Source organism: Tenuifilum sp., from assembly GCF_037481895.1.
GTDB classification, from domain to species: domain Bacteria; phylum Bacteroidota; class Bacteroidia; order Bacteroidales; family Tenuifilaceae; genus Tenuifilum; species Tenuifilum osseticum.
This window is the reverse complement of record NZ_JBBFKU010000003.1, coordinates 1-19244: the sequence shown is the minus strand read 5'-3', so window position 1 is coordinate 19244 and position 19244 is coordinate 1. Positions and strand designations below refer to the sequence as shown.

Below are 19244 nucleotides of genomic sequence, written 5' to 3'. Positions count from 1 at the left end.
GGCCTAATACAATTCGTTCAGAATTTTTCCTTCACTTAAAAACGATACCCCCTGCCCACTGGTTAAGCTTACCATGATGGTCTCAACCAGGGGCTCGTTTACAGCAGAATCGGCCATCCACTCCAGAATGAAATTTGCGCCCACTCCGCTCCTGTCGCTTTCCGGGACAAAGTAGTTAACTGACTGCATGGGCATTACTGTATCAACTCTCGATTGCAAGAAGTCCTTTATCAGGTTCCCATTGGTATCGAGGTAGTAGACGCTAATAATGTAAATTGGATTATTAAAATCGGTATTGTGAACAGCCATAAATGCGCTTAACCCATAAAACGATTTTCCCTCAGCAAATGGTATGCTGGAGTAAACCGGTAAGTAGAGCGTTTGTGCCCTAACCTTTTTAACGGGGTTCTTCACCTTAATGTGAATTGGGTCAAATTTAACCAGTTCAACGGTCTGTGTTTCATGGTGTTTACAGCCAAAAAAAACACCTATAGCCAGGGTAATGCTTATCATAGCGTATCTCATACCCAACATGGTTTAGTTTTACAATTATTTCATATCTTGCAATATAAAAATTTTATTAAATCTTTTAAGAAAATTCAACCATGAAAAGGTATGTATTTTTAATTGGTTTAACCCTTGCAGCCTTTCAGGCTTTAACTTGCACAACAGCCATTATCAGCGGCAAGGCAACCCCCGATGGTCGCCCTTTGCTATGGAAACACCGCGATGCCGATGACTTTAACAACAAGGTGATATTTGAGGTTGGCCCACGGTTTAAATACTTAGCGCTCATCAACTCAAACGACCCTGAGCGCCATGCCTGGGCTGGCACCAACAGCGCCGGATTTGCCATAATGAACTCAGCATCGTACAATATCAAGCCAAAGTCCGATTCAACAAGGATTGAGGACATGGAAGGCTACATCATGAAGTTAGCCCTTGGCAGGTGTGCCACCATTACCGATTTTGCCCAAATGCTCGATACGCTTCCAAAGCCCTGGGGTTTATCGGCCAACTTTGGCATAATCGATGCCAAGGGAGGAGCCGGCTACTTTGAGGTTAACAACTTCAGCTACCGCTTTTACGATGCCAATAGTTCAACCGATGCCCCGGAAGGGTACCTTATCCGTTCAAACTTCTCGGTTTCGGGTGAACCCAACAAGGGCGCAGGATACATTCGCTTTAGCACAGCCTCAAACCTAATTGAGGAGGCTAAAAAAAACGGTCAGCTTACCGCCGAATTCTTCCTAACCAAAGCCACGGTTAGCCTCCGACAGGATATCACCGGAATTGATTTATCAAAGGAGATAGCTAAGGCTGAAAAGATTTACCCGCTCCGCGATTTTATTGTTCGGTACTACTCATCATCAACAGTGGTTATCCAGGGAGTACTGCCCAAGGAACCTACCGATTTTGCAACCATGTGGGTAAAGCTGGGCTTTCAGCCTGCATCGGTTGCTATTCCTCTATGGGTTGGTGCAGGTGGCATGCTGCCCGAAATTATTACTGCCCCCGATGGACTAAACGCCAAGCTATGCGATTTCACACTTAAACTAAAAAAGGATTGCTTCCCGCTTAGCTCATGGGCCGAAGGGGAAAACTACGTGCTGCTAAGCAAACTTATCAACAAGGAGCAAACCGGACTTATACAGCTCACCAATATTTTCGACAAGGAAATTATTGCCCGTACCAAAACGCTTTACGACAAGTGGACTAAGTTTGAGTTCAATCCCACTGAAGCGTACAATTTCTACTTAACACTTAACAGGGATGTTGAAAATTTCTATAAAATCCATTTCGATTTATGACCACACGTAAACGACTGATAGTTCTCACGGGAGCAGGCATAAGTGCCGAAAGCGGAATACGTACTTTTCGCGATATGGGAGGGCTCTGGGAAGAGTATGACGTTATGGAGGTGGCAAGCATCGATGGATGGAAGAAAAACCCACAGCTTGTGCTGGAATTTTACAACCAACGCCGACGACAACTATCAACCGTTGAGCCCAATTCAGCCCACAAAGCGCTCGCCGATGCCCAAAACCTCTTCAATGTATTTGTAATCACCCAGAATGTTGATAACCTACACGAGCGTGCAGGAAGCAAGAATGTGCTTCACCTGCACGGTGAGCTAACCAAAGCCCGACCAACAGGAAACCCCAATAGGATAATCGATATTGGATATAAAGACATTAACTGGGGCGACACCCTTGATGGGTACCAACTACGGCCCCATATTGTATGGTTTGGCGAGGAGGTGCCCATGATGAACGAGGCCATTAAACTGGTTCAAACTGCCGAGATTTTTGCTGTTATTGGCACCTCGCTGAATGTTTACCCCGCAGCCGGACTGCTCGATTATGCCCCTAAGGGTTGTCCCATATACCTTATTGACCCAAACGACATAAATATCTGGCGACGCGATGTTACTGTTATAAAAGAAAAAGCATCGGTAGGTGTTCCAAAGTTTATTGAGATGATTAAGAATGAATAAACCGATATTCATTGGACTAATTCCATTACTCCTAAGCCTTAACCAGGCCAATGCACAGAACTTTAAAGGAGGACTGCTTGCCGGAATAGCTGCAACCCAGGTTGATGGCGATACCTATGGTGGTTACAACAAGGCTGGCCCCATTGCAGGCATTTGGGTTGAACGCAACTTTCTGCCAGACTGGTTTTTCCGCATCAGCTTTCGTTATATCCAAAAGGGCAGCTATGCCAAAGACCGCACCTCCGACTCGCCCGACTTTTACCGTATGCGGCTTAACTACTTTGACCTACCAGTTGTTGCTGGCTACCGGTTTGTTAACGGATTCAATGCCGTTTTGGGCCTATCGGCTGGTTACCTAAGCAAGGCAACTGAGGAGAACTCACTTGGTCCCTTCCCCCCCGAAGAGGTATCGGCCTTCAACAAGTTTGAGATAGCCGGTATTGCTGGGATGGAGTACAACTACAGTGCAAAGTGGCGTTTCGGCTTAAACATAACCTACTCCATATTCCCCGTTCGACCCTACAGGGATAATATTTCGTATCGGCTAAACAAGGGTCAATACAACCGGGTTTTGGAGTTTGTGGCTATTTATAGGATTCAGTGATGTTATCAAACGCCAAGCGAATTTTAACGATAGCTATAGCTGCAATAGCTGTAAACCATGTTTGCCTTGCGCAGGAGGGAAAGTACAGCATCGACCTAAAATTGCGACCAGGCTTTATTATACCCCATCATGGCTACATGGCCTACTTCCTTTCAGAAAATGTTAATGCAATTCAGCTAAATCTTGGCATAACAACCGATGGTAGCAAATTCTGGCACAAGGAGTACAGCTATCCTATTATTGGCTTAGGAATACATCATTCCGGGTTAGGAAACGACACCCTTTACGGGAATCTAACCGGGTTATACTTTTTTATCAACCGTTTCTTTTTAAACGCCAATAGAAGGTTTAACATCAGCAACAGCCTATCGGTAGGCTTGAGCTACGCATCAAAGTGGCACAGCCCTGGAAACAGAACTAACATGGTACTGAGTACACCACTAAATGTTTTTTTTCAGTACGAACTGGGAGTAAACTACAAACTAACCACCAACCATAACATCTCCGCAAGCGTTGGGCTTGCACATGCTTCCAACGGAAGCATTAAGGAACCAAATTTAGGGTTTAATATCTTTACCACCTCGCTGGGCTATAGGTACTCCTTTGGCAAACCCAATCCGGTAAAAAACGAGTTTCCAACCGATAACACACCTTACACAACCTGGAGTGTAGGCATATTTTCCAGCGTAAAATCGGTTAATGCATTTACAGGTAAGCAGTACGGCATTATAGGATTTTCGGCCGAAAAGCTATACCGATTTGCACCGCTCTCCATGCTTGGTTTGGAGTTCAGCGCATACTGCGATAACTCCATACCCTACTTGGTGAAAGACAAAAGCGATATTCCAATTACAACCGACAGGTACGACAACTTAGCCATGGCTATTAATGCCTCTTACCTAATGGGGTTCGAGCGCATTAGTATTGCATTCCAACCCGGAATTTATCTACGAAACCGTTTTTATGGTTTTGGAGCTGTTACCAACAAGGTAGGAATACGCTTCAACTTGTATAAGGGCATAAGTGCAGCAATAGCTATAAAGGCCCACTGGCTCGCCCAGGCCGATTTTGTGGAGTTTGGTATTAAATACTCTTTTATCAAGAATGAGAAATAGACTGTATATACTGATTCTTTTTGCTTGGATTTCCCAATCGTGTAGCCTGATAGACGATTACACTCTGGGTGATATGGCTGAACGCCGAATAAGCCTTCCCCTTACCCTTGAGAAATTCGACATAAAGGGTTCATTTAGCATAACCCTTCTTCAGGACACTGTGGGATTCCTTGTTGTTAAATGCCACGATAAGGTTATACACGATGTTGATGTTAAAATTCAAAATGATGTTTTACTCTTGCGTGAAAATGTGAAAAGCCGATGGTTAAAGGACTACCCCATAATCAACATTGAGCTGCACTTGGCTGAAATACCCATGATAGAAGTCCGACAACCCTGTAAGCTAACCATACCAAACAATTTCAAAAGCCACAGCTTTTACCTGGTGGACTGGGGTAACTATGTAGATTGCAGTGCTTACGTAGATGTGGATATACTTAGGATTGATGTATCGGGCGAAAGTTTTGGTACATACAGGTGCAAGGGATACGCTGAGTATGCAACCCTGAATGCACATGGCGCCGCACTAATCGACCTTTCGCAAACCCAAGTTAAGTACTGCACGGCTAATCAGGGCTCAACGGAAACCATGCATATTTGGGTAACTGACCACCTTAAGGCAAATATTACCACGGCAGGGAACATTCACTTAAGCGGCAACCCTCTAATAGAGCTAATCCGCCAGGGTTCAGGCGAATTGGTTAGAGTTCCTTAGCAAATGGACACAAGAAAATAGGCTGCCCTGTAAGCAGCCTACTTATTTTTACCTTACTGGTTACGTTTCTTGAACTCCTCAACGCCTTTATCCAGGAACTGAATAAAGGCCTCCACATCGAGGTCGAATCCACGAGGCTCAGCAAGCACCTTCTCCTGGTTATCGAGCAACACGTAGTATGGTTGACCATTCACATTGAACCGTGTAGCCTGAAAATCGGAATTCTTTTTTCCAATTGTCTTTTTAACCTTGCCATCGCGGGCCGAAGTTACCCATTCGCTCTCGGGCAACTCGGTTCTATCGTCAACGTAAAGGGCTACAATAATGTAATCGCGACGCAACCTCTCCAGTACTCGGGGATCGCTCCAAACCTGCGCCTCCATTACCTTACAGTTAGCACAGGTATGCCCAACAAAATCGATAAACAAGGGCTTTTTCTTTTCCCGTGCGCAACGCAAAGCCTGGTCGTAATCAAAATAACCATTTAGGCCATGAGGGAGATGAAGGAAATCGGCAAAGCGAGGCTCCTCGCATAGCGAGTTTTCGTCGGCAATAGGGGTTGTGGTCTGGCTAATAATTACCTGATTCGACTTCAAGTCAAAGCTTTGGCTGCTTTGCGGGGGTAATAAACCGGAAATGGTTTTAAGCGGCGCCCCAAATAACCCGGGAAGAAGATAAAAAACAAAGGCAAAACTGGCTATGGCCAGGAATAAACGGAAAATACCCACATGTTGAAGATCGGAATCGAACTTGAATTTGATTTTGCCTAACAGGTATAGCCCCAGCAATGTGAAAATAGCCATCCAGACAGCAATGTAGCCCTCGCGGCTAATGAGGTTAAGCTGGTATCCCTGATCGATGGTAAGTAAGAATTTTAGCGAGAAGGCAAGCACGATGAATCCCAGAAAAACTTTCACTGAATTCATCCAGCCACCGCTCCGGGGCAGCGAGTTAAGCCACGACGGGAAAATTGCAAACAGGGTGAACGGTATGGAGAAAGCTAGCGAAAAGCCAAACATCCCCACAATGGGTTTTGCACCCAACCCCGATGCAGCCTCAACTAGCAGCGCACCAACAATGGGGCCTACGCACGAAAGGCTTACTATAACTGTGGTTAAAGCCAAAAAGAACGAGCCAATTAGTCCTCCCCTATCGGCCTTGCTATCGGTTTTGTTTGCCAGGCTGCCCGGTAACACTATCTCAAAAAGTCCAAAGAACGATGCCGCAAAGGCAATGAAAAGGATAAAAAATATTGAGTTGGTTATCCAGTGCGAGGTTAGGGTGTTTGCAAAATCGGAACCTAGGCTGAATAACGAAACTATCAACCCCAGCGATGTGTATATTGCTACTATTGAAATGCCAAACACAAAGGCGTTAAGTATGGCGTTAGCCCTGTTCTGTTGCTTACCCATGAAGAACGAAACGGTCATGGGAATCATGGGGAATACGCATGGGGTTAGCAATCCGGCTAGTCCGGCAGCAAACGAAACAAGGAAAAACCACCACAGCGATTGCTCCTCTGTTTTACCGGTATCGGTTGTACCCTCTACCCCTGTTTTCATGGTTTGAACGCTATCGGCTACTGCTTTTTGTTCGCTTCCCTGCCCCTCAATACCTGTAACTGCTCCCTCAATGGGCGCCGAAGACTTTGCTACTGTGCTAATGCTCTTTTCCAGATAGATACATTTATCGGCGTAGCAAGCCTGGTATTCAACCGTAATATTTATTGGTGCCTCTTCGGATTCAAGCTCTATAAGCTGTGAGAAAACTGCTTCACCTTCAAAGTACGAAAGGTCAAGGTTGAAGATTTCATCGTGTTCGGTCTTGCTCTTGGATACCTCCTTGATATTGCCTATCAGCTTATAACCAACCGGTTTCTCAAAGGAAAAGTTGGTGGGCAACGGCCCGCCCTCGGGCAGCTTGGTTGAGTAAAGGTGCCACCCCTCATCGATGCTGGCACTTATCACCACCTCAAATTTGCTGGCGTCAATCCTTTTGGCGGTTGCCGACCACTGAACCGGATCGTCCATCTGCGCATGCGCATGACCCAATGCAAGCAACCCAAACAGGAATAGACCTAATGATTTTAAAAGAGCTATTCGCTTCATGATGCAATTATTTTTATGTTTTTGCAAATATAGCTTTTTAATGATGAAGTAATGGAGGTATAGAATTAGCGGATGGACATTGTGAATGGTTTGCGAACCTTTAAACGGGAAAAATGGAGAATATTTGGAATTTAGAGAAATATGAGACGTTAAACGTGAATCGTTAGCCGGTAAACGGGATAGAAGGAGAATGGATAAAGGATAAAGACTAAAGGATAAAGGCTAGATGTTTAGGGTTCAGGCTCATTTACGAACAACCTTTCCAGCCCTGTAGGGGCTAAACATTTTTAACCCCATGACTAATCCCTCATGTATTGCGATTGCTTGTAAACCAGTCAAAAGGGATTAAGGTTTAAAGGTACAAAGAGATGCTTCGGCAGTGCTCAGCATGACAAAGGAAGTGAGAGAGCCAATGGTATTGTCATTCCGAGCTAGTCGAGGAATCTCATTAATGAAAAGAGTTGTAGGTTCAATGATATGCTTCGACGGGGCACAGCATGACAATCGTTTCGTGAACTGAGCAACAGCAAGTATCACAGAGTTGCACAGTGTTTCACGATGTTACACTGTGTAACTCTGCGTATTCTGTGTTATAGCAAACCCAAAACCATCAACTTCCTTTAGAACGATTAAAAATAATCAAACGAACGTTTTACCGAAAGTGTTGATTTAAAACGTTTGCAGCAAAAACAAGCATGCTATATAATTATGCCGAACAACATATTTGTATAAAAATGCTTGCACAAAAAATATTTTTTTCTATACCTTTGCCTCGGATTCATATCTGGGACAACTATGATTAAAAAAGTATTAATTGCTAACCGGGGCGAAATTGCAGTCCGGGTTATCCGCTCATGCCGCGAGATGGGGATACTCTCCGTTGCGGTTTACTCCGATGCCGACCGACGTGCACTCCATGTGCGCTATGCCGATGAGGCATATCACATTGGGCCATCGCCCTCGCGCGAAAGCTACCTGAATGGCGATAAGATTATTGAGGTTGCCCTTAAGGCAGGCGCCGATGCCATTCACCCGGGCTACGGTTTCCTTTCGGAAAACGCTGAGTTTGCCCGTAAATGCGCTGCCGCAGGCATAACCTTTATTGGGCCCGACCCCGATGCCATTAACCAAATGGGCGATAAGATAACCGCCCGCCAAACCATGATTGCTGCCGGCGTACCCGTGGTACCCGGAACCCAGCAAAAGGTTTCGGACATGGAAACTGTTCGCAAAATTGTTGATGAGATTGGTTTACCCGTTATAATTAAAGCCTCGGCCGGTGGTGGAGGCAAGGGAATGCGACTGGTTCGCCGTCCCGAAGATCTTATTTCGGCCGTTAAAATGGCTCAATCGGAGGCATTGTCGGCCTTTGGCGACGATACAGTGTATATTGAGAAGTATGTTGAATCGCCCCACCACATCGAGTTTCAGATACTTGCCGATAGGCATGGGAATACTGTTCACCTTTTTGAGCGCGAGTGCTCCATACAGCGCCGCCACCAAAAGGTGATTGAGGAGACCCCATCGCCATTCCTTACCCCTGAGCTTAGGGAGGAAATGGGGAAAGCTGCCGTGGCTGCCGCTAAAGCGGTAAACTATGTTGGTGCAGGTACCATTGAGTTCCTAGTTGATGGCAACCGCAACTTCTACTTCCTTGAAATGAACACCCGTCTACAGGTTGAACACCCCATTACCGAGCGTGTAACCGGAATCGACCTTGTTAAGGAGCAAATCCGAATTGCTTCCGGATTACCAATATCGTTCAGGCAGGATGAGATAGCCCAGCACGGGCATGCCATTGAGTGCCGCATACTTGCCGAGGATCCATTCAACAACTTTATGCCATCACCCGGCCTTATCAGACACATCAGCGAGCCCAATGGGCTTGGCGTTAGAACCGATGGCTATGCTTACGAGGGCTACGAAATTCCTATTTACTACGACCCCATGATTAGCAAGCTAATTACTTGGGGGCGCGACCGTACCGAGGCCATCAACCGAATGAAACGGGCTCTGTTTGAGTACAAAATCACCGGGGTGAAAACATCCATCCGCTTCCTTGAGCGTATCATGGATAACCACGACTTTAGGATGGGTAACTACAACACCCACTTCATACCCGAACACCTTGATGAGCTGATGGATATTCAGCCTCGTGGTAGTAAAATCTTTGAGGATATGGCAATAATTGCAGCCTATTTCGATTTTATCACCAAGATGGAAAAGGTGGCCATGAGCGATTTTACCGTAACCCACTCCGACAACTGGAAAACATACGGGTTAAAGCGCAGCTTGCTTCCTTACTAAACAAACATGCTTGAACAAATGGGACTTGAAGTTAGAATTGGCGATCGCATAGCCGAGGTTAAGCTGGTGCGCCGCGATGAAAATATTGCCGTTTTTGAGGTTGACGGCGTTGAGTACGAGGTGGACATTGCCCAGGTTGAGAACGGCGTTTTTTCCATAATCCATAATGGCAAATCGTTTAACATTGAGATTATTCCTGGCGATGGGCCAAAAAATTACTACGTGAATACCTTTTACAACTCCCACGAGGTGGAAATAATTGATGCCCAAAGCCGATATCAACGAAGCCGAAAGGCTCTCGACGATCATGCTGCCGACAAGATAATCTCAACACCCATGCCCGGTAGGGTGGTTAAGATTCCAGTATCCGAAGGCGAAACCGTTTCAAAAGGAACAACGGTGATTGTTATATCGGCCATGAAAATGGAAAGCGAGTACAAAAGCCCCGTTGATGGGATTGTAAAGAAGATATACGTGGCTGAGGGCGATAATATCAATGCTAACCAACCGCTTGTTGAGATTGAGTAAATTCTATCCTTTAACCTTTATTATTCTTTTCCATGAAAACACTTGATGAGCTATATCAGGAGTTAGAGCGTCGCAATGCCATAGCCGAGCAGGCTGGCGGACCCGACCGTATTGCCAAACAACACGAAAGTGGGAAAAAAACTGCAAGGGAGCGTATTGTTGAACTGCTCGACCCCGGTACTTTCAATGAATTTGACAAGTTTGTAACCCACCGTACCAACGATTTTGGCATGGATAAGAACCGAATACCCGGCGACGGCGTGGTAACCGGTTATGGCAAAATTGACGGACGGTTGGTTTACGTTTATGCATACGATTTTACTGTTTTTGGCGGTACGCTTAGTAGGGCTAATGCCGATAAGATTATCAAGCTTCAGCAGCTGGCCACCCGTATGGGCGCACCAATTATTGGGTTGAACGACTCGGGTGGTGCACGCATTCAGGAAGGTGTTCAGAGTTTGGCTGGCTATGCCGAGATATTCTACAACAACGTTCGTAGTTCAGGGGTTATCCCACAAGTAACCTGCATAATGGGACCTTGCGCGGGTGGTGCAGTGTACTCACCAGCCCTAACCGATTTTATAATTATGGTTAAGGATTCCAGCTACATGTTTGTTACCGGACCCGATGTGATAAAAGCCGTTACACACGAGGATGTTACCAAGGATGAGCTGGGCGGAGCCGTTACCCATAATGCCAAAAGCGGCGTAGCGCACTTCATTGCCGAAAACGACGAACAGGCACTTATGCTTGTTAGGGAGCTAATGAGTTTTCTACCCGTTAACAACATGGAGGAGCCACCCGTTTTCCCAACCACCGACGATCCGCTCCGCGAGGACGAAAGTCTACAAACCCTAATCCCGGCCGACCCAAATAAACCCTACGATATCAAGGAATTAATCCTAACCGTGGTTGACGATAAAAACTTTCTGGAGGTTCAGCCGCTCTTTGCCAAAAACATTGTTGTTGGCTTTGCACGTATGGCGGGGCACACCGTTGGCATAGTTGCCAACCAGCCTGCCCATCTTGCCGGCGTGCTCGATATCGACGCATCGGTTAAGGGCGCCCGCTTTATTCGCTTCTGCGATTCGTTCAACATTCCCATTGTAACCTTTGTTGATGTTCCGGGATTTCTGCCGGGTGTTAATCAGGAATCGAATGGTATTATTCGCCATGGAGCAAAGCTGCTATACGCTTACTCGGAAGCAACAGTTCCTAAAATTGCGGTAATCACCCGCAAGGCATACGGTGGTGCATACTGTGTAATGTCCAGCAAGCAGGTTGGCGCCGATGTTAACTACGCCTATCCCATGGCTGAGATTGCTGTTATGGGCCCCGAGGGAGCAGTAAACATACTATACAGGAATAAAATTGATAGCGAGGAAACCCGTCAGGAACTAATTGATGAGTACCGCGAGACATTTGCAAACCCATACCGTGCTGCTGAACTGGGCTATATCGATGAGGTTATCTACCCAAAACAAACTCGTGCCAAGCTGATTCAGGCATTGGAGATGACCCGTACCAAGAGTCAGCAGAACCCACCCCGCAAGCATGGCAATATTGTTTTGTAGCTCATGGACATCAAAAAGGTTTTTGAGATTAACAGGAACTGGGCTGAAGCGCGCAAGCGCGTTAACCCCAGTTTCTTTCGAAACCTTTCGCTAAACCAGCAACCCAAAATGCTTTACATTGGCTGTTCCGATAGCCGGGTTACAGCTGAAGAACTTATGGGGGCAAATCCGGGCGATGTTTTTGTTTACCGCAATATTGCCAACCTTGTTCCCGCTGGCGACCTTGCCTCAATGGCAATAATAAACTATGCTGTAACGGTTCTGAGGGTTGAACATATTGTAGTTTGCGGTCACTACCTCTGTGGAGGCATTGAGGCTGCACTGCAGCCTAAAGATATGGGTATACTCAATCCCTGGCTACGAAATATCCGTGATATTTATCGCCACCATCGGCATGAAATTGAAACAAACAACTCAATTACCGATAGGCAAAGACGTCTGGTAGAACTGAACGTAAGGGAGCAATGCGTAAACGTTATCAAGGCCCCAGAAGTTCAAAAAGCTATCCGTTCCAAAACACTCAACGTGCATGGTTGGGTTTTCGATATGGAAACGGGCCTACTGAAAGATTTAAAGGTCGATACCGATGCTATACTTAAGGAAATTATGTCGATATATCGCCTTGAATAGATATTTTCTTTGCAGATAAATCATAGCAAACGAAGCCAGGATTACCGGCTTCGCTAGTTCAGTAGGGGTTACTACTTGTTGTTAAGGTTGACCATTATTCCCTGTCCATTCCCCATCATGTATGTGGGAAGCTGACCATTCCACTTATTGATCCATTCAAGTTCAATGATCTTAGGATTGCTACTAATGGACTGACCCTTGATTTTAAGAGCCTCCGACTCTCCCTTAGCTTTCTCAATGGCAATATTCTTATCGATAGTAGCCTGCTTGAGCTGCTCTTCCTTTTGTTTGGTTACCTCAATTAACCTTAAGGCTTCCTGCTCGGCCAATTTCTTAGCATTAATGGCCTTTTCATACTCCTCGTTATAGTAAACCTCGCGCACATCCACGTTATCAATTATTATTCTATACTGCTTGCATTCATCCTTAATGCGGTTAAGGATTTCCTGTTGGATGTCGTTCCGCTTGGTGCTGTATGCCTCAATGGGAGTATAACCCGAAACGGTTAGAGCTAATGCCGATTTCAGCTTTGCGCGGATTACATTCTCCTCAAGCCAAAGGTAACGTCCCGATCGGCCACCGTCGTTTTCCGTAACGTTTTGGTATATCCAAGGAGCTTCATTGGCATCAATGCGCCACGAAACGGATACATCAAAACCAAGCTTTATACCGTCCTTGGTAGGCGCCCAAATGGCATCGGAGTTAGGTTTTTCGCCCTCGCCAACGGCATTGGCACAGGTGTAAACCCAAACAGTTTTATCCATGTAGTGAATATCGTTCCAGGGGGCTATTACATGCCATCCGGTGTGCAGAGGTTCAGAGCGGACACCACTTGGTGTGGTAACCACAGCAACCTCCTGCGGCCCAACAACCACTATTAGCGAAAGCATCACTACAAGTATAGCCCCAGCCAAAATGGCTGGCAAAGCAAAGGGAAGGTCAAACCCCGATGGCCTTGCCTTTTTGGCAACCAATGCAATTATGCCATAAACAAGGATTAACCACGCAACAACTTTAAAGAGTACCATACACTTATGCATTTTAAGTTAGATTAGGAAAGGTAGGAAAAACAATTGAATTGACAATCAAGTGATGCGCCCATTTGTTGGAATTAGCTAATCTATCTATCTTTAACAAAAATTTTTACATGAGTCAAACATCGCGCAAAAGGGTACTGATAGTAACATACTACTGGCCTCCATCGGGTGGTGTTGCCGTGCAACGTTGGCTTAAGTTTGTAAAGTACCTTCGCGATTTTGGCTGGGAGCCAATTGTTTACACCCCTGAAAACCCTGAATCCTTTTACGACGACCATTCCCTGTTTAAAGATATCCCCGAGAACATTGAGGTAATTAAACGGCCAATTTGGGAACCCTACGACATTTACAAATGGATAACAGGGCGAAAAGGGAAAAAACTAGGGCTTGGCTTTGCCGACGATAGCGATAAAAAAGGGGGTTTGGCAAAGCTGATGGTCTGGATACGGGGTAACATTTTGATTCCCGATCCGCGCGTATTCTGGGTTAGGCCATCGGTAAAGTTTTTAAAGCGTTACCTTAAGCAACACCCAGTTGATGCCATTGTTACCACAGGGCCACCTCACTCCATGCATCTAATTGGACTTAATCTGAAGCGTAAACTCAATATACCATGGCTTGCCGATTTCCGAGACCCATGGACAAATATCGATTTTTACCACGAGCTGAGGCTTACCAAGTTTGCTAACTGGTATCACCATAGGCTTGAGCGGAAAGTTGTACAAACTGCCGATTACGTTGTTGTAGTATCGCAGCAAATGAAGCGGGAATTTGAAAGCTTAGGCAGCAATAAAGTTTTGGTTCTTACCAACGGCTTTGATACGGATGACATCCCTGCTGGTGAAACCCAAAGAAACGATAGCTTTTCCATTTGCTATGTGGGAACCATGAACTCAGCCCGTAACCCGCATGTTTTATGGCAAGCGTTAAGTAGGATATGCGCAGAAAACGCTGAGTTTGCCCAAAAATTGAGGATACAAATGGCTGGCCAGATTGATATCTCGGTTACAACAGCCATAAAGAGTTATGGGCTTGAAAAGAACTTTGAGCATCATGGCCTACTCCCACACGACCGGGCATTGGCGCTTCAAAAAAACGCTCAAATTCTACTGCTTGTCATCAATAATACCCCAAACGCAAAGGGAATTGTGACTGGAAAATTCTTTGAGTACCTTGCTGTTGGCAAGCAAATTCTTACCATAGGCCCCACCGATAGCGATATAGCAGAAATTGTGCACGAAACGGCCTCTGGCGATGTTATTGATTATACCGATGTTGATGGGGCCACTCAAACACTCGTCAAATACTTTAACTTATTCAAGCAGGGCAACCTTACTCCCGAGCCCAAGGGTATTGAGAAATACTCCCGTAAAGCCCTTACCGGCAGGTTGTCCGAGATTTTAAACCAAATCACAAATGGGTAGTAAAAAGGTAATTCTTACTGTTCTTGGGGCACGCCCTCAGTTTGTTAAGGCGGCGGCTGTTAGCCGCCAACTGCAGGCATTTGGCATTCCCGAGATAATAGTTCACACCGGTCAGCATTTTGACCAAAACATGTCCGATGTGTTTTTCAGCGAGATGAGCATACCGGAACCTGCCTATAACCTGAACATCAACAGCCTTAACCATGGGGCAATGACCGGGCGGATGCTCGAGCAGGTTGAAGAGGTAATCCTGAAGGAGAAGCCATCGGCTGTTATGGTTTATGGCGATACAAACTCAACCCTTGCCGGAGCGCTTGCTGCTGTTAAGTTGCATGTAAGGGTAATCCACGTTGAAGCCGGTTTACGCTCGTTCAACATGGCCATGCCCGAGGAGGTGAACAGGATACTTACCGACCGCATTTCAAGCCTTCTATTCTGCCCAACCGATGCCGCGGTTGCCAACCTTAAAGCCGAAGGCTTTGATGGCTTTAAAGCGCAAATTGTTAAGTGTGGCGATGTAATGCAGGATGCGGCCTACTTCTACCTCGACAAAGCAAAACGTGAATCGAAAATATTAAAAGAGCTTTCGCTCAGCAACGACTTTGTTTTAGCAACCATTCACAGGCAGGAGAACACCGATGATCCTTCAAACCTCAAAAACATTATTGATGGGCTGAATAGGATTAACCGTGAAACACGTGTAGTGGTTCCATTGCATCCAAGAACCAGGAAAATACTTGAGCAAATGGGAATTTCCCCTGAGTTTACGGTTATTAATCCGGTTGGGTATTTTGATATGCTGATGCTTATTAGCAATTGCAAGCTGGTTATGACCGATAGCGGAGGGTTACAGAAAGAGGCTTTCTTTTTTGGTAAACACTGCATTACCCTGCGCGAACAAACCGAGTGGGTTGAACTGGTTGAGCATGGCTTTAATCGATTAGCAGGCCCCAATGCCGATACCATTTACCTTGCTTACAGTGAAATGATAAATAAAAAATCGAACTTCGATATCGATTTGTATGGAAATGGGAAAGCATCGCAAAATATTGCGGAACAACTCAAGCAGTGGCTTTAATATACTTTGGGCAGCTCTTATACTTTTTACCTTACAGCCAAGCAGATTAAATGCTCAATGGTACGCTGAGGCCTCTGGTGGGGGTGTTTATAATCTGCCAATGCCGCTAACTATTTATCAGGATGGCACACCAACAATTACAATGACAGCCCGATTTAAAACTGAGCCTTTCACTTTACCAGTTTATTGGGATGTCCGACTTGGAAAAATAGTTGGGAAAAGGATTTATGAAACTGAGTTAATACACCACAAGCTGTACCTGAAAAACACTACAGCCGAAGTGCAAAAGTTTAACGTTTCGCATGGGTTCAACATGCTGATTTTTAACTACGGAATTGAAAGGGGTAAATACCGGTACAGAGCAGGGCTAGGGCTTGTAATTGCACACCCGGAGTCGAAAATTCGTGGACTTGAGTTCGGAAACTCAACCGATGATTGGGATATGGGTTACTACCTTACAGGGCCTGTAGTTTCAGCCAGCGCTGAGCGTAAAATCGACATTTCAAAGCACGTTTACCTTTTATTTGGGGCAAAAACTACAGTTGCACTCGCCAAAGTACCTATCAATGATGGTCATGCAAGGTTTGCGAACGTCGCAGGGCATCTGAACCTTGGAGTTGGGTTGAGAAAATAAAAAAATGCCGATCCAATAGGGTCGGCATTGATATATTCCCTGAAATGTTAAGCAATATGTAGGAACTGCGATACCAACTTGGCTATTTCGGCGTTATTTCCGTATAGTTTCTCGCTTAGCCCCTTATCGTTAAAAGCTTTCAGCTTTGAAATAATTGAGTCGATCATGCCGTGGGGGTAGATACCGTCCTTTTCAAACTTTTGCCTTTTGGCCTCAAGCGCCTCGGCCGATTCCCAGCACGATGCAGGTAATTGCTTGAGGCTGGCAAGCCTCTCCTTGAACTCAGGCCTGAAGATATTAACATCAACATATAGCTTTTCGGCTAGTTCAAGTGCATCGGGGCGACGAAGCCCATCGAGCGCAGCAACAATAAGGCCGGCAACAGTTAGGTAAGGGTTAGCTGATCCATCGGCAACACGATACTCAACGGTTTGCTTACTTTCTTTAGCCTCGTATACGCTGCAATCGTTGGGGTTGGCATGTTGAACCATGTGCTCAGCGCCAATCCATCCGAGCGGGACACGTATTACAACTGAACGGTTGCGCTCGCCCCAGCAGATGTTAGTAGGTGCTTCCTGGTGTGGAACAAGGCGCAGGTACGATATGGGTATGGTATTACCAAAGGCGGTAAGGGCATCGGCTGCATCGAGGATTCCGGCAACCATTTTCTTGGCGGTATTGCTAAGCTTACCGTTTTCAACCATCATGTTTTTGCCATCTTTTTCCACCATCATGTGGAAATGTAAGCCGCTCCCTGCCTTTCCTACAGTGATTTTTGGGGCAAAGCTAATATCTACACCATAACGATAGCCAAGCATTCGAACAATCCACTTGGCAATAATCAGCTGTTCAACAGCCTCCTCAGCAGGCATGGGAAGGAACTCTATCTCGTGCTGTTCATAAAGGTTATCATCGGTCATGAAGCAGCCAACCTCTGAGTGGCCATACTTAACCTTGCCTCCAGCGCTGGCTATGTAAATAAGAGCCTCGCGACGCAGGTTTTCCCACTTTGCAAATGGTTCCGAGGCGTGGTAACCCTTTTGATCGACACCCGGGTAAAAATCTTCGCGTTCGCTAATCACGTAGTACTCCAGTTCTGCAAGTGCCTTAAAGGTCATGCCCGTTTCGCTCTTGAATAAATCGTGAGCTTTGCGTAGCACGTTTTCAGGAGCACTTTCAAGGGGCTTACCGGTGCTATCGTAAAATGAGCAAAGAATGTCAATTGTAGGAACATCGGAAAAGGGATTCACAAAAGCGGTACGGTAACGTGGTATAACGTAAAGGTCGCTACTCCCGGCCTCAATGAACGAGAACAAGCTAGAACCATCAACCCTCTCTCCGGCCGATAGAACGGAATCGAGGTGCTCCTTTGATGATATTACAAAGTTCAGGGTTTTTAGCTTGCCATCCTCGGCCACATAGCGGAAGTTAACCATTTGAATGTTGTTAGCCTCGCAAAAGCGAATAATATCGTTCTTGGTAAACTCCGATGCGGGTTTCTTCAGAAAGCGAACCAGCTCATTAGGGTTCATCAGGATTTCAGAATCGTTCATGTGTTCCTAATTTTTTATTTTGCCAAAGCTACAAAATCAATCGACATCGCATTCGTTTGCGGCTATGTTTATCAACATCATTTTATAGCATTTTTCCTAAAAGTAGAAATATTTTCAGCAACCAACACAATGAATAGACGTTTATTCTAAAACCAAAGGCTTTATCTCGATATATTTCTGCCGAATGTGAGTTCGAGTCAATTTTTGAATTGGTTAGGCGATTAGATATGTTTGGGTATCTTTCCCACGGTTCACAGATGCCTTTAAAGTATTGCTGCTAGCAGAGGCTAATCCCATATAATTTAATTTCAGGCAAAACCACAGCAATGGACAATAATTTCGTTAAATTGCACTGTTAACTTTTAACTTTAACTAATAAAGGTGGAAAATATCTGTCACTGTATGAAATATAAACCTTTACCCATAATCATAGCTGTTCTAACTACGGTAATGTTGGTAAATACATTGTCCGCCCAGCAGAAGAGAACAAACTGGTTGCAGGAGAAAAACGAGTACACAGGCCGTTGGCGTGTTGGTGTTGGTGCCAATATTGTTGAGCCAACAGCGGTGGATGTTCAGTTTTACCGTTTGAGCAAGATCTGCACAAGCCAATTTGCCATTAACAAGAAAATTGCCATTGGTATTTGGGCTGGTATGGAAGGTTTGCTGTTAGGCTCTCTGATAGAAAGGCAGAATAACGAGACCTGGGAGAAAGGGAGCATACGCTACGGAATAGATACTAAGTTCTACCTGCCAATACTGCTAAACCCCTACATTGGTTTTGGCATTGAGGGCGGTAAAAGAAAGCTTGACGGGGAAAGTTCTTTTTCGCCTGACTTTGTTGCGCGCATTGGGCTTGAACAAAAGATTGCCGGAATTAAACTATCCACGCGGTCGGCGCTGAACATCACCTTCTTTATAGATGGGAAGCTAAATAAATGCCTGAATGCCGATTTTGTTTACATCATGCCAAGCCTTGGATTGCGTTTTCACTGGATTTAGTGCATTAGAAAAATGTTTGGAATGTAAAATTTATTCAATATCGTTAAGATAGGGATATTTGTCATGCTGAGCTAGCCGAAGCATCTCTCTGTCATGCTGAGGGCTGCCGAAGCATCTCTTTGTACTTTCATCCCTTTAATGAGTTTCCTCGACTAGCTCGGAATGACAATACCCCTTGCCTCCTTACGCTCTTTGTCATGCTGAGCTCGTCGAAGCATCCCTTAGTACCTTCAACTCTACTTTAATGCGATTCCTCAACCATCACGGAGCCATTCGCAGAGGCATAAAAGCCTGACCCGGCAATGGGTCGGGGGTGGAACGTGGCGGTGGGCTTAGTAAGCGATACCATATGAGTCACGCCGCAGGCGTGGCGAATAGTATCGCGTAGCAGTTCCACCCACGGGGCATCCATCGGGTCGGGCTTTTCAGCCTTGATCT

18 protein-coding genes are annotated in these 19244 nt (G+C 45.6%); 13 read left to right on the top strand and 5 right to left on the bottom strand.

Translation table 11 applies throughout. The features are described from left to right. Positions 1-3: 3 nt before the first annotated feature. Positions 4-525 carry a DUF3124 domain-containing protein gene (locus tag WHS63_RS01395; RefSeq protein WP_445203570.1) on the bottom strand — a complete coding sequence of 174 codons (522 nt, stop codon included), beginning with the start codon at positions 523-525 and terminating at the stop codon, positions 4-6. Between the two features lie 80 nt (positions 526-605). Here WHS63_RS01395 and WHS63_RS01390 point away from each other — a divergent pair, with 80 nt between their 5' ends. From WHS63_RS01390 to WHS63_RS01370, 5 genes are read left to right on the top strand one after another with little or no spacing between them, the layout of a single operon-like run. Continuing rightward, positions 606-1811, top strand: coding sequence for a hypothetical protein (locus tag WHS63_RS01390; RefSeq protein ID WP_445203569.1), 1206 nt, complete (start codon positions 606-608; stop codon positions 1809-1811). Then, positions 1808-2497 (top strand): SIR2 family NAD-dependent protein deacylase, encoded by a 690-nt coding sequence (locus WHS63_RS01385; RefSeq protein ID WP_445203568.1) that lies wholly within the window; start codon positions 1808-1810, stop codon positions 2495-2497. Before WHS63_RS01390 ends, WHS63_RS01385 begins: the two co-directional genes overlap by 4 nt. Then, entirely contained in the window at positions 2490-3101 is a 612-nt protein-coding gene (locus WHS63_RS01380; protein WP_445203567.1) for a porin family protein, read from the top strand. The genes WHS63_RS01385 and WHS63_RS01380 overlap by 8 nt, the downstream gene beginning before the upstream one ends. Next, a complete protein-coding gene (locus WHS63_RS01375; RefSeq protein ID WP_445203566.1) occupies positions 3101-4216 on the top strand; it encodes an acyloxyacyl hydrolase in 1116 nt (371 codons plus the stop codon). Before WHS63_RS01380 ends, WHS63_RS01375 begins: the two co-directional genes overlap by 1 nt. Then, positions 4206-4931: a GIN domain-containing protein gene (locus WHS63_RS01370; RefSeq protein WP_445203565.1), complete on the top strand. Its 726-nt coding sequence runs from the start codon at positions 4206-4208 to the stop codon at positions 4929-4931. Before WHS63_RS01375 ends, WHS63_RS01370 begins: the two co-directional genes overlap by 11 nt. A gap of 53 nt (positions 4932-4984) precedes the next feature. Here WHS63_RS01370 and WHS63_RS01365 read toward each other — a convergent pair whose 3' ends face one another. Beyond that, a complete protein-coding gene (locus WHS63_RS01365; RefSeq protein ID WP_445203564.1) occupies positions 4985-7039 on the bottom strand; it encodes a cytochrome c biogenesis protein CcdA in 2055 nt (684 codons plus the stop codon). Positions 7040-7834: 795 nt separating this feature from the next. Here WHS63_RS01365 and accC point away from each other — a divergent pair. From accC to WHS63_RS01345, 4 genes are read left to right on the top strand one after another with little or no spacing between them, the layout of a single operon-like run. Then, positions 7835-9346 (top strand): acetyl-CoA carboxylase biotin carboxylase subunit, encoded by a 1512-nt coding sequence (gene accC, locus WHS63_RS01360; RefSeq protein WP_369489256.1) that lies wholly within the window; start codon positions 7835-7837, stop codon positions 9344-9346. 18 nt (positions 9347-9364) lie between these two features. Continuing rightward, positions 9365-9874, top strand: a complete 510-nt coding sequence (locus tag WHS63_RS01355; protein ID WP_445199801.1) for a biotin/lipoyl-containing protein — start codon at positions 9365-9367, stop codon at positions 9872-9874. Positions 9875-9906: 32 nt separating this feature from the next. Beyond that, on the top strand, positions 9907-11448 hold the full coding sequence (locus tag WHS63_RS01350) for an acyl-CoA carboxylase subunit beta (protein WP_445203563.1): 1542 nt from the start codon (positions 9907-9909) through the stop codon (positions 11446-11448). Between the two features lie 3 nt (positions 11449-11451). Continuing rightward, positions 11452-12078: a carbonic anhydrase gene (locus WHS63_RS01345; protein WP_445203562.1), complete on the top strand. Its 627-nt coding sequence runs from the start codon at positions 11452-11454 to the stop codon at positions 12076-12078. Between the two features lie 71 nt (positions 12079-12149). On the opposite strand, the gene WHS63_RS01340 is transcribed toward WHS63_RS01345, so the two are convergent. Beyond that, complete coding sequence (locus WHS63_RS01340; RefSeq protein ID WP_445203561.1) at positions 12150-13106, bottom strand: prohibitin family protein; 957 nt, start codon at positions 13104-13106, stop codon at positions 12150-12152. A 119-nt stretch (positions 13107-13225) separates the two neighbouring features. Here WHS63_RS01340 and WHS63_RS01335 point away from each other — a divergent pair, with 119 nt between their 5' ends. Genes WHS63_RS01335 through WHS63_RS01325 form a run of 3 tightly spaced genes read left to right on the top strand, consistent with a single transcriptional unit; the run spans position 13226 to position 16251 of the window. Beyond that, the gene (locus WHS63_RS01335; protein ID WP_445203560.1) at positions 13226-14539 is read left to right on the top strand and encodes a glycosyltransferase family 4 protein; all 1314 of its coding nucleotides are present in this window, start codon (positions 13226-13228) and stop codon (positions 14537-14539) included. Beyond that, on the top strand, positions 14532-15617 hold the full coding sequence (gene wecB, locus WHS63_RS01330) for a non-hydrolyzing UDP-N-acetylglucosamine 2-epimerase (protein WP_445203559.1): 1086 nt from the start codon (positions 14532-14534) through the stop codon (positions 15615-15617). The genes WHS63_RS01335 and wecB overlap by 8 nt, the downstream gene beginning before the upstream one ends. Beyond that, positions 15562-16251, top strand: coding sequence for a hypothetical protein (locus WHS63_RS01325; protein ID WP_445203558.1), 690 nt, complete (start codon positions 15562-15564; stop codon positions 16249-16251). Before wecB ends, WHS63_RS01325 begins: the two co-directional genes overlap by 56 nt. Before the next feature lie 47 nt (positions 16252-16298). Here the strand turns inward: WHS63_RS01325 and WHS63_RS01320 are convergent, their stop codons facing one another. Continuing rightward, positions 16299-17804 carry a glutamine synthetase family protein gene (locus tag WHS63_RS01320; RefSeq protein WP_445203557.1) on the bottom strand — a complete coding sequence of 502 codons (1506 nt, stop codon included), beginning with the start codon at positions 17802-17804 and terminating at the stop codon, positions 16299-16301. 402 nt (positions 17805-18206) lie between these two features. On the opposite strand from WHS63_RS01320, the gene WHS63_RS01315 reads away from it, so the two are divergent. Then, the gene (locus WHS63_RS01315; protein ID WP_445203556.1) at positions 18207-18806 is read left to right on the top strand and encodes a hypothetical protein; all 600 of its coding nucleotides are present in this window, start codon (positions 18207-18209) and stop codon (positions 18804-18806) included. A 241-nt stretch (positions 18807-19047) separates the two neighbouring features. Here the strand turns inward: WHS63_RS01315 and WHS63_RS01310 are convergent. Further along, the coding region (locus WHS63_RS01310; protein ID WP_445203555.1) for a hypothetical protein at positions 19048-19244 on the bottom strand (197 nt) is incomplete at its 5' end.

What these genes read in the sequence shown, in the direction of transcription:
- WHS63_RS01395 (WP_445203570.1), bottom strand. Translation starts at nt 525, where the DNA reads ATGAGATACGCTATGATAAGCATTACCCTGGCTATAGGTGTTTTTTTT.
- WHS63_RS01390 (WP_445203569.1), top strand. Translation starts at nt 606, where the DNA reads ATGAAAAGGTATGTATTTTTAATTGGTTTAACCCTTGCAGCCTTTCAG.
- WHS63_RS01385 (WP_445203568.1), top strand. Translation starts at nt 1,808, where the DNA reads ATGACCACACGTAAACGACTGATAGTTCTCACGGGAGCAGGCATAAGT.
- WHS63_RS01380 (WP_445203567.1), top strand. Translation starts at nt 2,490, where the DNA reads ATGAATAAACCGATATTCATTGGACTAATTCCATTACTCCTAAGCCTT.
- WHS63_RS01375 (WP_445203566.1), top strand. Translation starts at nt 3,101, where the DNA reads ATGTTATCAAACGCCAAGCGAATTTTAACGATAGCTATAGCTGCAATA.
- WHS63_RS01370 (WP_445203565.1), top strand. Translation starts at nt 4,206, where the DNA reads ATGAGAAATAGACTGTATATACTGATTCTTTTTGCTTGGATTTCCCAA.
- WHS63_RS01365 (WP_445203564.1), bottom strand. Translation starts at nt 7,039, where the DNA reads ATGAAGCGAATAGCTCTTTTAAAATCATTAGGTCTATTCCTGTTTGGG.
- accC (WP_369489256.1), top strand. Translation starts at nt 7,835, where the DNA reads ATGATTAAAAAAGTATTAATTGCTAACCGGGGCGAAATTGCAGTCCGG.
- WHS63_RS01355 (WP_445199801.1), top strand. Translation starts at nt 9,365, where the DNA reads ATGGGACTTGAAGTTAGAATTGGCGATCGCATAGCCGAGGTTAAGCTG.
- WHS63_RS01350 (WP_445203563.1), top strand. Translation starts at nt 9,907, where the DNA reads ATGAAAACACTTGATGAGCTATATCAGGAGTTAGAGCGTCGCAATGCC.
- WHS63_RS01345 (WP_445203562.1), top strand. Translation starts at nt 11,452, where the DNA reads ATGGACATCAAAAAGGTTTTTGAGATTAACAGGAACTGGGCTGAAGCG.
- WHS63_RS01340 (WP_445203561.1), bottom strand. Translation starts at nt 13,106, where the DNA reads ATGGTACTCTTTAAAGTTGTTGCGTGGTTAATCCTTGTTTATGGCATA.
- WHS63_RS01335 (WP_445203560.1), top strand. Translation starts at nt 13,226, where the DNA reads ATGAGTCAAACATCGCGCAAAAGGGTACTGATAGTAACATACTACTGG.
- wecB (WP_445203559.1), top strand. Translation starts at nt 14,532, where the DNA reads ATGGGTAGTAAAAAGGTAATTCTTACTGTTCTTGGGGCACGCCCTCAG.
- WHS63_RS01325 (WP_445203558.1), top strand. Translation starts at nt 15,562, where the DNA reads ATGGAAATGGGAAAGCATCGCAAAATATTGCGGAACAACTCAAGCAGT.
- WHS63_RS01320 (WP_445203557.1), bottom strand. Translation starts at nt 17,804, where the DNA reads ATGAACGATTCTGAAATCCTGATGAACCCTAATGAGCTGGTTCGCTTT.
- WHS63_RS01315 (WP_445203556.1), top strand. Translation starts at nt 18,207, where the DNA reads ATGAAATATAAACCTTTACCCATAATCATAGCTGTTCTAACTACGGTA.